At 73.0% G+C, this 12,613-nt stretch carries 13 protein-coding genes; 3 read left to right on the top strand and 10 right to left on the bottom strand.

Annotated features, from left to right (window positions below; all coding sequences use genetic code 11):
- Positions 1-15: 15 nt before the first annotated feature.
- Positions 16-1,413, bottom strand: coding sequence for a MocR-like pyridoxine biosynthesis transcription factor PdxR (pdxR, locus tag ACXNSR_RS23780; protein WP_458637503.1), 1,398 nt, complete (start codon positions 1,411-1,413; stop codon positions 16-18).
- 47 nt (positions 1,414-1,460) lie between these two features.
- Here pdxR and ACXNSR_RS23775 point away from each other — a divergent pair, with 47 nt between their 5' ends.
- Positions 1,461-1,952, top strand: a complete 492-nt coding sequence (locus ACXNSR_RS23775) for a carboxymuconolactone decarboxylase family protein (protein ID WP_458637502.1) — start codon at positions 1,461-1,463, stop codon at positions 1,950-1,952.
- Between the two features lie 20 nt (positions 1,953-1,972).
- Here the strand turns inward: ACXNSR_RS23775 and ACXNSR_RS23770 are convergent, their stop codons facing one another.
- The 5 genes from ACXNSR_RS23770 to ACXNSR_RS23750 form a co-directional block, all read right to left on the bottom strand.
- Entirely contained in the window at positions 1,973-2,779 is an 807-nt protein-coding gene (locus ACXNSR_RS23770) for a hypothetical protein (protein ID WP_458637501.1), read from the bottom strand.
- 3 nt (positions 2,780-2,782) lie between these two features.
- The gene (locus tag ACXNSR_RS23765; protein ID WP_458637500.1) at positions 2,783-3,166 is read right to left on the bottom strand and encodes a hypothetical protein; all 384 of its coding nucleotides are present in this window, start codon (positions 3,164-3,166) and stop codon (positions 2,783-2,785) included.
- The gene (locus tag ACXNSR_RS23760; protein WP_458637499.1) at positions 3,163-4,872 is read right to left on the bottom strand and encodes a hypothetical protein; all 1,710 of its coding nucleotides are present in this window, start codon (positions 4,870-4,872) and stop codon (positions 3,163-3,165) included. The genes ACXNSR_RS23765 and ACXNSR_RS23760 overlap by 4 nt, the downstream gene beginning before the upstream one ends.
- Positions 4,873-5,006: 134 nt before the next feature.
- The gene (locus tag ACXNSR_RS23755; RefSeq protein WP_458637498.1) at positions 5,007-5,996 is read right to left on the bottom strand and encodes a malate dehydrogenase; all 990 of its coding nucleotides are present in this window, start codon (positions 5,994-5,996) and stop codon (positions 5,007-5,009) included.
- Positions 5,997-6,199: 203 nt separating this feature from the next.
- Complete coding sequence (locus ACXNSR_RS23750) at positions 6,200-6,829, bottom strand: short chain dehydrogenase (RefSeq protein WP_458637497.1); 630 nt, start codon at positions 6,827-6,829, stop codon at positions 6,200-6,202.
- A 71-nt stretch (positions 6,830-6,900) separates the two neighbouring features.
- On the opposite strand from ACXNSR_RS23750, the gene ACXNSR_RS23745 reads away from it, so the two are divergent.
- Entirely contained in the window at positions 6,901-7,809 is a 909-nt protein-coding gene (locus ACXNSR_RS23745; protein ID WP_458637496.1) for a LysR family transcriptional regulator, read from the top strand.
- On the opposite strand, the gene ACXNSR_RS23740 is transcribed toward ACXNSR_RS23745, so the two are convergent.
- Both ACXNSR_RS23740 and ACXNSR_RS23735 read right to left on the bottom strand, forming a co-directional pair.
- Positions 7,796-8,320: a DUF3017 domain-containing protein gene (locus tag ACXNSR_RS23740; protein ID WP_458637495.1), complete on the bottom strand. Its 525-nt coding sequence runs from the start codon at positions 8,318-8,320 to the stop codon at positions 7,796-7,798. The two genes, ACXNSR_RS23745 and ACXNSR_RS23740, sit on opposite strands and share 14 nt — an antisense overlap.
- A complete protein-coding gene (locus tag ACXNSR_RS23735) occupies positions 8,310-9,170 on the bottom strand; it encodes a bifunctional methylenetetrahydrofolate dehydrogenase/methenyltetrahydrofolate cyclohydrolase (RefSeq protein ID WP_458637494.1) in 861 nt (286 codons plus the stop codon). Before ACXNSR_RS23735 ends, ACXNSR_RS23740 begins: the two co-directional genes overlap by 11 nt.
- 247 nt (positions 9,171-9,417) lie before the next feature.
- Here ACXNSR_RS23735 and ACXNSR_RS23730 point away from each other — a divergent pair, with 247 nt between their 5' ends.
- Positions 9,418-10,098: a hypothetical protein gene (locus tag ACXNSR_RS23730; RefSeq protein WP_458637493.1), complete on the top strand. Its 681-nt coding sequence runs from the start codon at positions 9,418-9,420 to the stop codon at positions 10,096-10,098.
- A gap of 78 nt (positions 10,099-10,176) precedes the next feature.
- On the opposite strand, the gene purH is transcribed toward ACXNSR_RS23730, so the two are convergent.
- Both purH and purN read right to left on the bottom strand, forming a co-directional pair.
- Positions 10,177-11,772, bottom strand: a complete 1,596-nt coding sequence (purH, locus tag ACXNSR_RS23725) for a bifunctional phosphoribosylaminoimidazolecarboxamide formyltransferase/IMP cyclohydrolase (RefSeq protein ID WP_458637492.1) — start codon at positions 11,770-11,772, stop codon at positions 10,177-10,179.
- Positions 11,769-12,392: a phosphoribosylglycinamide formyltransferase gene (gene purN / locus ACXNSR_RS23720; protein WP_458637491.1), complete on the bottom strand. Its 624-nt coding sequence runs from the start codon at positions 12,390-12,392 to the stop codon at positions 11,769-11,771. The genes purH and purN overlap by 4 nt, the downstream gene beginning before the upstream one ends.
- Positions 12,393-12,613: the final 221 nt, after the last annotated feature.

Genomic DNA, 12,613 nt, shown 5'->3' with positions numbered 1-12,613 from the left:
CCGCGGGTCACCCGGTCACGGCAGGGCCGCCGACAGCGCCGCCAGCGTCGGGGACCACGCACTGTCCGACGGGGTCCCGTAGCCGACGACCACCGCGTCCCGCGCGGGCAGCGCCACCGCCTCCGGGTGCCGGAACCGCCCCAGCCCGTGCAGGGCGAGGTCCTGCCAGGCCGCCGACTGCAGGACCGACCGCTCCAGCCCCTCCGGGAGGTCCAGCACCGCGTGCAGCCCCGCCGCGATCCCCGACACGCCCACCCGGTCCCCCACCGCCGCCACCAGCTCGTCCCGGCGCCGCCGGTACCGCAGCCGCATCCCGCGCACGTGCCGGTCGTACGCCCCGGAGGTGATGAACTCCGCCAGCGTCAGCTGGTCCAGCGCGCCGCACGCCCAGTCCGTGGGCCGCTTGGCGGCCAGCACCTCCTCCAGCAGCCCCGGCGGGACCACCATCCAGCCCATCCGCAGCCCCGGCGCCAGTGACTTGGCCGCCGTCCCGAGGTACACCACCCGGTCCGGGTCCAGTCCCTGCAGCGCGCCGACCGGCTGACGGTCGTAGCGGAACTCCCCGTCGTAGTCGTCCTCCAGGATCAGTCCGCCCGTGGTCCGGGCCCAGTCGACGGCCGCCGCCCGCCGGGCCGGGGTCAGGGCGACGCCCGTCGGGAACTGGTGCGCCGGGGTCAGCAGCACCGCGCCCGCCGCCGCGGTCAGCTCCCCCGTCCGGGCCCCCGCCCCGTCCACACCGAGCGGGCGCGTCCGCAGCCCCGCCCGCACCAGCAGGTTCCGGTGGAAGTCCAGGCCGTAGCCCTCCACCGCCACCTCCCGCACCCGCCGCGCCCGCAGTACGCCCGCCAGGACCGCCAGCCCGTGCAGGAAGCCCGCGCACAGGACGATCCGTTCGGGGTCGGCGTACACCCCGCGCGCCCGCGCCAGGTATCCGGCCAGCGCCTGCCTCAGCTCGACGCGCCCGCGCGGGTCGGCCGCGTACCCGAAGGCCTCGTTCGGCGCGCCGGTCAGCGCCCGCCGGGCGGCCGACAGCCAGGCCGCGCGAGGGAAGCCGCCCAGGTCCGGGGAGCCGGGGATCAGGCTGTACGCGGGCCCCTCGCGCGCAGGGCGCCGCACGGGGGCGGCGGCCGCGGGCCGTCGCGGGCGGGCCCGTTCGGCGACACGGGTGCCGGAGCCCCGGCGGGCCGTCAGCCAGCCTTCGGCGACGAGCTCGGCGTACGCCTCGGCGACCGTGTTCCGGGCGACGCCCAGGTCCGCGGCCAGGGTGCGGGAGGACGGCAGCCTGGTTCCGGCCGCCAGCCGCCCGCTGCGCGCCGCCTCGCGCAGGGCCTCGGTGAGCCCGGCCCGCAGGCCGCGTCCGGCGGTGAGGTCCAGGTGCAGGTCGGCGCCGAAAGTGGCCCACGATTCCGTCATGGAAATGGACCATATCGGTGGGCCGCCTGCCTCCTAGGGTGGATCACATGACGACCACGCACGAACACGCCCCCGAGCACACCCCGCGCATGCACATGGCGAAGCTCGCCCCCGAGGTCTACAAGGCCGTCCTCGCCCTGGAGATCGCCTCCAAGAAGGGTCTGGATCCCTCCCTGGTCGAGCTCGTCAAGATCCGGGCCTCCCAGATCAACCACTGCGCCTTCTGCCTCGACATGCACACCAAGGACGCGATCGCCGCCGGTGAGAGCGTGGAGCGCATCGTCCAGCTGGGCGCCTGGGAGGAGTCGCGGCACTTCTACACCGAGAAGGAGCTCGCAGCGATCGAGCTCACCGAGGCCGTCACCGTCCTGACGGACGGCTTCGTGCCCGACGAGGTCTACGAGAAGGCGGCCGAGCAGTTCGAGGAGCGCGAGCTCGCCCAGCTGATCGCCGTCATCGCGACGATCAACGTCTGGAACCGCATCGGCGTCACCACCCGCCTGGTCCCGGGCCACTACACCCCGGGCATGTACAAGTAGGGCCGGTCATTCCGGACGGGTCATTCCGGCCTGAACGACTCCACGGCCGCCGTCAGGTTCGCGCGCACCGCCGCGCCGTCGGCGGCCGGACCGGCCGCCAGCAGCGCCCAGCGCCTGCCGTCCGGGGCGACGGTGATCCGCTCGATGGCACGGCGGCGTCCGTGCGACTCCTGGTTGTCGTACTCGTACACCAGCTCGCAGGACCCGCCGGGCGCCGGATCGAGGGAGACCTCCTGGTAGCCGGGGCGGTCTCCGAGGGCCTGCGAGGAGGTCCGCAGCAGCTCGCACGCCCCCACGCCGTCCGGCTCGGTGACGCGGAAGATCTGGACCAGCGCGCTGCGGTCCCCGGGGCGCCGGTAGAAGGAGCCGCTGCCGTTCTCGTCGTGGCTGCGCTCCCAGCCCGTGGGGACGGCGACCGAGAAGCCGCCGTCGTCGCGGACCACCGTGTAGGGCGGTGGGACCGAGGGCGACGCGGAGGGTGCCACGGTGGTCGGGGCCGTCTGCGGACCCGTACCGGACGGCGGGAGCGGGGTACCCGAAGCCGACGGGGCTGCGGCGGGCGCCTTCGGCCCCGCCCGGTCCCCGTCACCCAGTACGAACCAGCCCGCCAGGGCGCAGCCGCCCACCACCGCGGCACCGAGGGCCACCAGCAGCGGGACCTTCCACGAGCGCTCCCGGACCGGACCGCCCGGACCGCCCGAGCCGCCCGGACCGCCCCCCGGTGGCCGGGGCGGGTACGAGGGCGGGGCCGGCGGGGGCGGCGGCTGATCCGCCCACTCCCAGCGCTGCGACTGCGGATTCCAGTGGGCACCGCCACCCGTGGCCACCGGTCAGCTCCCCAGCGAGGCGAGCAGCGCGCCGAGGGCGGCGGCCGCGTTCACCGAGTCCACCAGCGGGGCCCAGCGCTGGAGCGCGCCCCGGAGCCGGGCGGGCAGGCCGGGCCGGATCTCCCCGGCCTCCTCCAGCTCGCCGGCCGCCTCGACCAGTTCGGCGTCGAGCGCCGAACAGTCGGCGCTGCGGGGCAGGTGCACGAGGGCGATGCGCAGCTCCCGTACGGCCTCCAGCAGTTCCGCCGCGCCCGGGGCGGCCGCCCCCGAACCGTCGTGGTGGACGGTGGTGTTGGTGATGTTGGTGCCGCCGATGCTGAAGGTGCTGCCGTCGATACGGTCGATGCGTTCGATCCGCACCTCCCCGGCTCCCCCGTCTTGCGTCACTGCCGCTCTCCCCTGCCTGTGTGGTGGCTCGTCTGGTTGCGGTGTCCGCTGCCGCCCACGCTGAACGCGCTGTGGCTCACCGACTGGATGTACACGCCGCCCTCCGCGACGGTGACCGCGCGCTGCGCGAACTCCTCCGTGTGCCAGCCCGCTTCGTGCAGGGCCAGGGTCACACCGGCGACGATCCGGTCCTGGATGGTCTTCAGGTACCGGTCCAGGTCCATCAGCTGGAACAGCGAGGCGTCCTGCTGCGCCGCCAGCTCGCGCACGGACACGGCCGGGCCGGCCGGGAGCGCGCCGCCGTGGCCCTCCGTGGCGATCTGCCACGGGCCGCGGCTGCCGCCCGAGAGGGTGGTGAGCGCCTTGGAGAGCGAGCGCGGGGCGTGCCGCAGCGCCCACACCGTCTTGGCGAAGGGGTTGTTCCGCAGGTGGCGCCGGGCCACGTCGTCGGCCTCCTGGAACTGGGGCCGTACGGGCAGCAGCACGTGCGGCGCCACTTCCAGCATCAGCATCCCGCCCTGGGTGTGGACGCGTACGAAGACGGTGATGACGAGGTTCTCGTCCCAGCCGCCGACCCGTACCCGCAGGAAGTGCCGGCGGCGCTCCCCGCCCTCCTCCACGGCTCCGGCCCGGTGTGCGTCGAACGCCCGGTCCGAGAGGTCCGGCCGGTGCGCCGCGGGCAGCCCGTTGGCCGGCAGGAAGACGCACTCGTCGACGACCAGTTCCCGCAGCCGGTCCAGTACGGCCTGCTCGGCCTCCGGTGAACCGTGCGGCGACGGGACGCGCAGGGCTTCCAGCCGGGGCCTGATCCGGGCCACGATCCGCTCGTTGTCCAGCGGTTCGGGCGGGACCCCGTCCGTGCGGGGGCGCAGTTCGACCGACAGGTGCCAGGGGCGGTAGGCCGCGCCCGCGCCGCAGAACGGATCGTCGACGTTGTAGACGACCAGGCGGCTGTGCTGGGTCCGCAGGATCCGGTCGCGGATCCTGGCGAACCGGCTGCCGGAGGCGGGGTCGGCGTTCGGGTCGGCGTACCGCGTCCGGCTGAGCGAGGTGCTGATGACGCGGGCGAAGTGGCCCCGCTGGAGGCCGACGACCAGGGTCAGGAGGGCGAAGACGATCAGGGCGGTCCAGGCGTACTCGCCTGCGATCAGGTAGCCGAGCTGGGGCAGCCCGAAGACGAGGGCGAACGGCTCCCGCTCGATCCCGCGCAGGATGTGCTCGTAGACCGCGAGCGAGTCGTCGGCCCCTCCGACGTGCGTCTCGCCCTGGAACGCGCCCTGCAGCACGCCCAGGGCGACGCCGGTGAGCAGCACGTAGCCGCAGCCGCGCAGCAGGAGTTCGAGGAAGCGGCTGCCGCGTGCCGTCGCCGCCCTGCGTCGCGCGATCCGCCCGGCGCCGCTCAGGAAGGCGGCCGGGAGGAGCAGGAAGAGCAGGAGCGGCTGGGCCAGCAGCAGCCCGAGGCCCCACACCGCCAGGACGGCCGAGGCCCAGGCCGCTTCGGCGCGGCGGGCCTGGAGCGCGTGGGCGAGGACGCGGGCGGCGTCGAAACCGTAGGAGGGCGCGACGTAGCGCTCCTCGTGGACATAGAGCTCCTGGATCACCCGGTCGCGGTACGCGGCGTCGAGATAGCTTCCGGCGCACAGCAGTCGGCCCGCTTCGCTGAGCGAAGGGTGCACCGGAGTTCTGTCGTCCGCGGTGCTTGTCACCGAATCCCCCTTTCGGTGTGCGGAGGGAAACGATAGGGCGATCACTGGGAGCGCGACAGGCGCGATCGCGCCAAAAGGCCCCGGCGCATCGCGCCGGGGCCTTTCGGAAAAGCGGATCGGGTCGGGAGACCGGATCAGATCAGGCCGAGCTCGCGCACCGCGTCGCGCTCCTCCGCCAGCTCCTGGACGGAGGCGTCGATGCGGGTCCGGGAGAACTCGTTGATGTCCAGGCCCTGGACGATCTCGTACTTGCCGTCCTTGCAGGTGACGGGGAAGGAGGAGATCAGACCGGCCGGGACGCCGTAGGAGCCGTCCGACGGGATGCCCATCGAGGTCCAGTCACCCTCGGCGGTGCCGTTGACCCACGTGTGCACGTGGTCGATGGCGGCGTTGGCGGCCGAGGCGGCCGAGGACGCGCCGCGCGCGTCGATGATCGCGGCGCCGCGCTTGGCGACGGTCGGGATGAAGGTGTCGGCCAGCCACGCCTCGTCGCTGACGGCCTCGGCGGCGTTCTTGCCGGCGATCTCCGCGTGGAAGATGTCCGGGTACTGGGTCGCCGAGTGGTTGCCCCAGATGGTGAGGCGCTTGATGTCGGAGACGGCGCTGCCGGTCTTGGCGGCCAGCTGCGAGATCGCGCGGTTGTGGTCCAGGCGGGTCATCGCGGTGAAGCGCTCGGCCGGTACGTCCGGGGCGGCGGCCTGCGCGATGAGCGCGTTGGTGTTGGCCGGGTTGCCCACGACCAGGACCTTGATGTCGTCCGCGGCGTGCGCGTTGATGGCCTGGCCCTGCGGCTTGAAGATGCCGCCGTTGGCGGCGAGCAGGTCGCCGCGCTCCATGCCGGCGGTGCGCGGGCGGGCGCCCACGAGCAGCGCGACGTTCGCACCGTCGAAGCCCTGGTTCGGGTCGTCGAAGATGTCGATGCCCTTGAGGAGCGGGAAGGCGCAGTCGTCGAGCTCCATGGCGGTGCCCTGGGCGGCCTTCATGCCCTGGGGGATCTCCAGAAGACGGAGCTTGACCGGCACGTCCGCGCCGAGCAGGTGACCGGAAGCGATGCGGAAGAGCAGCGCGTAGCCGATCTGGCCGGCGGCGCCGGTGACGGTGACATTCACGGGAGTGCGGGTCATGGCCTTCTCCGTTAGACAGCTGGCGGTGGGGCGTCCCTGCCCCATGTGCTGGAGGACGCCGCTCCCCAGTAAATCTTGACGTGAAGAGACATCCGCGGTCAGGCTATCCGACCCGGGACCGGGCTAATCCCCGGGTCCGTGTGGTGCGCGGCACACGGACCCCGATGTTCGAAGGTCCGACCGGCTCCCGGACCGTCGTTCGGCTACTCCACCAGGAAGATCTGACCGGTCCGGTGCCCCTCGATCGACTTGACGTAGGCGTTCGCCGCGCGGGCCACGGGCACGGCGTCGAATCCCGCGAAGGTGTCCCCGTACGCGTCGAGGGACTCCTCGAAGACGGTGGGGCTGACGGCGTTGATCCGCTGACGGCCGGGCAGTTCGACGGCGGCGGCGCGCACGAAGGCCTCGACGGCGCCGTTGACCAGCGCGGCCACCGATCCGGTGAGCAGGGGCTCGCGGGCCAGGATCCCGGTGATCAGCGTGTACGAGGCGTGCGCGGGCAGGTGCCGGGCGCCCTGGCGGACCAGCTCGATCTGGCTGACCGCCTTGCCTTCGAGGCCGCCGCGGACGTCGTCCGTGGTCAGCTCGCCGAGCGGGCGCCACGGCACGCTGCCGGCGGCGCTCGCCACCGCGTCGATCTCCCCCACCCGCTGCGCCGCCTGCGCGTACATGGCGCGGATGGACTCCGGGTCGGTGATGTCGACGTGGATGTCGGCGCCCGTGCGGGAGGCGGTGACGACGTGGTGGCCGCGCTCGCGCAGGACCTCGTGGACCGCGCGGCCGAGGGTTCCGTGCGCGCCGATCAGTACGACCTTCTTCGTCTTCGCGTTCATGGCACGAGCATCGGCGCCACCCGACCGTTAAGTCCAGCTACCTTTGCTACAGCCATCATTAAGATGAACTCATGCTTGATGTGAAGCGCATGGTCATCCTGCGGGACCTGGCGGAACACACCCGGGTGACCGCCGTCGCCGACCTGCACGGAGTGACCCCCTCCGCCGTCTCCCAGCAGCTGCGCGCCCTGGAGGCCGAGGCCGGGGCCGCCCTGGTCGAGCGGGACGGGCGCGGGCTGCGCCTGACCGCGGCCGGCGTGGCACTGGCCGCCGCGTGCGAACCGGTGCTCGCGGCCCTGGAGCGGGCCGAAGGGGCCGTACGCGCCCTCGACGCCGAGCTGAGCGGGGAACTGGCCATCGGCTGCGCCCCCAGCGCCCTGGCCACGGTGGCCGCCCCGCTCGTCGCCGAGCTCGCCGTACGCCACCCCCGGCTGCGCCCGCGCATCGTGCAGGCCGACCCCGAGGAGGCCGTGCCGCGGCTGCGACAGCGCCGCCTGGACCTGGCGGTGACCTACGCCTACCCGCTGCTCGGTGCCCCGCCCGCGGCCGGGACCACCGCCGTGCCGCTCTTCGACGACCCGCTGTGCCTGGCGCTGCCGCAGGCCCTGCTCCCCGCCTACGAGCGGGACGGACTCGCGGCGCTGCGGGAGCGCGCCTGGGTCTCGGCCCCGGCCCCGAGCAGCTGCCGCGAGATGCTGCTGCACGCCTGCCGGAACGCCGGATTCACCCCGCGCATCGCGCACGAGTGCGCGGACCTGCGGTCCGGACTCTGGCTCGTCGCCACCGGGCAGGCCGTGTCGATCCTGCCGAAGCTGCTGTGCGACGCCCCGCCGCCCGGCGCCGCCGTGCGGGAGCTGCCGGGCCCGGGGCGGACGCTGGACGTCCTGGTCCGGGCGGGCACGGAGACCCAGCCCGCCGTCGCGGCCACCCTGGCCGCCCTCACATCGATCACGTCGCTCACGTCGCTCACCGCACGGTGAAGCGGACCGCACTCTCCATGAACGGGATCACCAGCCACGGCTTGGGCGCGGCCATCACCAGCGTGAGCAGTGTGATCGCCACGCCCAGCAGCCCGTACGTGATCATGTCCGTGAAGCGGGAGCGCACCGCGAGCATCCCCACCGAGGGGAGCACGCGCCGCATCACCGAGGCCGCGATCAGGGCCAGGCCGATGGCCAGGCAGCCCACCCGCGGGTGCCCGAAGGCCGTGGCCAGCAGCCCGACCGCGGTCGCGGTGAGCACGCTGAGCATCGGCCACTGACGGGCCGGCGTGGACACGGCCCCGGGAACGGCACGGCCGCTGCCCTCGGGGCGCGCGGTGTCCCGGGTGATGGAGGGGAAGCGGCGGGATTTGACCGCCGCCGCCTCGGCCCCGGCCCCGGCGGGACCGGGCGCGGCGGGCTTCGCGGGCACGACCGGGGCGACGGGGGTGCCGTTCGCCCGGGCCGGGCCGCCGCCCGCCGCGTTCTCCGCGTCCGGTTCAGCCTGCACTGGTGGTCCGTTCCGCCGCCTCGACGACGTTGACGAGCAGCTGGGCGCGGGTCATAGGGCCGACCCCGCCCGGGTTCGGCGAGATCCACGCGGCCACCTCGGCCACGCCGGGGTGCACATCGCCGACGATCTTCCCTTCCCCGTCGCGGCTGACGCCGACGTCGAGCACGGCCGCGCCCGGCTTCACGTCCTCCGGCTTGACCAGGTGCGGGACACCGGCCGCCGCGACGATGATGTCCGCCTGGCGCAGCTGCGCGGAGAGGTCGCGCGTACCGGTGTGGCAGAGCGTCACGGTGGCGTTCTCGGACTTGCGGGTCAGCAGCAGGCCGATGGAGCGCCCGACGGTGATCCCGCGGCCGAGGACGACGACGTGCGCGCCGTCGATGCCGACGCCGTGGTGGCGCAGCAGTTCGACGATCCCGTACGGGGTGCAGGGCAGCGGCCCCGGCTCGTTCAGCACCAGTCGGCCGAGGGACATGGGGTGCAGGCCGTCGGCGTCCTTCAGCGGATCCATCAGCTCCAGGACCCGGTTGGTGTCGATGCCCTTGGGGAGCGGGAGTTGGACGATGTAGCCGGTGCACTCCGGGTTGGCGTTGAGCTCCCGGACGACCGCCTCGATGTCCTCCTGGGAGGCCGTCCCGGGCAGTTCGCGCTGGATGGAGGCGATGCCGACCTCGGCGCAGTCCTTGTGCTTGCCGTTCACGTACCAGCGGCTGCCCGGATCGTCACCGACCAGGAGGGTGCCGAGGCCGGGCGTGACACCCCGGGCCTTCAGGTCCGCCACACGGGCGGTCAGTTCGGACTTGATCGCGGCGGCGGTGGCCTTGCCATCGAGAATCTGGGCGGTCATGCCCCCATCCTCCCGGATGAGGTGGCCCCGGTTCCAGTCAAGGCACTCGCAGGGGCTCAGGGTTCATTGCACTTGCACAACAAGTCACCGGCCTCAACCACAACCAACTGGACAAGCCCGGGCCCGCCGGACCACGATGATCCGACTGATGTGCCGCGGGCAGTGCCGGGGGGCGGGACCGCACCGTGCAGGATTCCTCCGCGCTCATGCCGTGCGTCCCCGCACTTCCACGGAGGAACACCCCAACATGAGCTTCGGCGAACCGCACAATCCGTACGGACAGCAGCAGCCGCCGCAGGGCCAGCCCGGCTACGGCTACGGCTACCCCCAGCAGGCGCCCCAGGGCGTCCCGCCGCAGGGCGGCTACGCCTACCCGCAGCAGGCCCCGCAGGCCTACCCGGGCGGTCCCGGTGGGTACCCGGGCGGTCCCGGCGGGTACCCGGGTGCCCCCGTGGAGATGCCCGGCGGTGCGAAGGCGGCCCGCGTCATCCTCTCCATCGTGGGCGCACTGCAGGTGCTGGGCGGCCTGTTCTTCATCATCGGCGGCACCGTGCTCGCCGCGGCGCTCTCGGACTCCGGCTCCTCCAGCTCCTCCGCGCAGGACGTGGGGGCCGTCGCCGGCACCGTGGGCGTCGTCCTCGGCGTCTTCTTCATCGCCCTGTCCCTGTGGCCCATCCTGACCGCGGCCAAGATGGCCAAGGGGCGGGGCGGCGTCCGGGTCTCCGGCATCATCTTCGGATCGCTGCAGGCCCTCTTCGCCGCCATCGGGCTGCTGACGAACCTGGTCGCGCTCAGCGCCGACGAGCACACCCCGGCCGGACTCGGCCTGGTCGCCTCGCTGCCGTCCCTGGTCTCCCTCGCCCTCGGCCTCACCATCGTCATCGGCCTCGCCAAGGCCGGGGACTACTTCCGCCGCCCCCAGTACTGACCCTCCCGTACGCACACGGCGAAGGCCGCGCCCCGCAGTGCGGGGCGCGGCCTTCGCCGTGTGTCGGACGTGCCGGACTCAGTGGAAGAAGTGCCGGGTCCCGGTGAAGTACATGGTCACGCCGGCCTTCTGCGCCGCCTCGACGACCTGCTCGTCACGGACCGAACCACCCGGCTGGACCACGGCCTTGATGCCCGCGGCCGTCAGGATCTCCAGTCCGTCCGGGAACGGGAAGAAGGCGTCGGACGCGGCGTACGAGCCCTGCGCGCGCTCGGCGCCCGCCCGCTCCACGGCGAGCTTCGCCGAGTCGACCCGGTTGACCTGGCCCATGCCGACGCCGACCGAGGCGCCGTCCTTGGCGAGCAGGATCGCGTTGGACTTGACGGCCCGGCAGGCCTTCCACGCGAAGGCCAGCTCGGCGAGCTCCGCCGGGGACAGGGCGTCGCCGGTGGCCAGGGTCCAGTTGGCCGGGTCGTCGCCCTCGGCCTGGAAGAGGTCGCTCTGCTGGAGCAGCGCACCGCCGGAGATGGGCTTGAGGTCGCCCGGCTGGTGCGGGGTGCCGTCCACCTTCAGGACGCGGATGTTCTTCTTCCTGGCCAGGATCTCGACCGCGCCGTCCTCGTAGGCGGGGGCGGCGATGACCTCGGTGAAGATCTCCGCGACCTGCTCGGCGAGCTCGACGGTCACCGGGCGGTTGACGGCGATGACGCCACCGAAGGCCGACAGCGGGTCGCAGGCGTGCGCCTTGCGGTGGGCGGCGGCGACGTCCGTGTCGACCGCGATGCCACACGGGTTGGCGTGCTTGATGATCGCGACGCAGGGCTCGTCGTGGTCGTAGGCGGCGCGGCGCGCGGCCTCGGTGTCCACGTAGTTGTTGAAGGACATCTCCTTGCCGTGCAGCTGCTCGGCGTTGGCGAGTCCGCCCGGCTGCCCGTCCGTGTAGAGGGCGGCGGCCTGGTGCGGGTTCTCGCCGTAGCGCAGGGTCGACTTGCGCTCCCAGGCGCCGGCCAGGAACTCGGGCAGGGCGCTGTCGCCGGCCTCGGGCGCGTACGCGTTCGTGAACCAGGAGGCCACGGCCACGTCGTAGGAGGCGGTGTGCTGGAAGGCCTCCGCGGCGAGCCGCTTGCGCGCGGTGAGGTCGAAGCCGCCGCCCTGGGCCGCCGCGATGACGTCGGCGTAGCGGGCCGGGCTGGTGACGACCGCGACCGAGGGGTGGTTCTTGGCCGCGGCGCGGACCATCGACGGACCGCCGATGTCGATCTGCTCCACGCACTCGTCGGGGGTGGCCCCCGACTGCACGGTCGCCAGGAACGGGTACAGGTTCACCACGACGAGGTCGAAGGGCTCGACGCCCAGCTCGGCGAGCTGGTTGCGGTGGTCCTCCAGGCGCAGGTCGGCGAGGATGCCGGCGTGCACGCGCGGGTGCAGGGTCTTGACCCGGCCGTCCAGGCACTCGGGGAAGCCGGTCAGCTCCTCCACCTTGGTGACGGGCACCCCGGCGGCGGCGATCTTCGACGCGGTGGAGCCGGTGGAGACGAGCGCGACGCCCGCCCCGTGCAGCCCGAGGGCCAGCTCTTCCAGTCCCGTCTTGTCGTAGACGCTGATGAGCGCACGCCGGATCGGCCGCTGGTTCGTGGTCGGGTCGTTGCTCGCTGCGGTGTCTGCGGCGGTCACTGGATTGTTACCTTTCGTCCCTCAATGCGGTAGCCGTGCCGGGCCAGGCGCCCCACGACATCGACGAGCAGCTGACGCTCGACTTCCTTGATGCGCTCATGGAGAGCGGCTTCGTCGTCCTCGTCCCGGACCTCGACCACACCCTGGGCGATGATCGGACCGGTGTCCACGCCGCTGTCCACGAAGTGGACCGTGCAGCCGGTGACCTTCGCGCCGTAGGCGAGGGTGTCCCGTACGCCGTGCGCACCCGGGAAGGCGGGGAGGAGGGCGGGGTGGGTGTTGATGAACCGGCCGCCGAAGCGGTCGATGAACACCTTGCCCACGATCTTCATGAATCCGGCGGACACGACGAGGTCCGGCGCGTACGCGTCGGTCGCCTCGGTGAGGGCGACGTCCCACTCCGCGCGGCTGCCGTAGCCCTTGACCGGGCAGACGAAGGTGGGAATCCCCGCCTTCTGCGCCCGTTCCAGGCCGGCGATGTTCTCGCGGTCAGCTCCCACGGCGACGACTTCGGCGCCGAAGCCCTCGGATCCGCCGGGGTGGGCGTCGATGGCGTCGAGCAGGGCCTGGAGGTTGGTGCCGGAACCGGAGACCAGCACGACCAGGCGGGAGGCGGCCATGGGAGGCCCTTTCTCGCGGGATTGCGGTGTTCGTCTTGTGTGGTCATACGAAACTTCTGGGTACCGCTATATGGGGAACCCTACGAAGCCACCGACCGCCTGCAACGATACCGGTACACGGGACGTCCCCCGAGGGACGGGGGGACGGCCGGGCGGTAGCGTCTGCGTACAAGCCACGAACTGGCCTCACCTCGCCACGACGTCCCCGCGACGTCCATGAC

Source organism: Streptomyces sp. NC-S4 (genome assembly GCF_054353315.1).
This window is presented reverse-complemented; position numbering and strand designations above follow the sequence as displayed.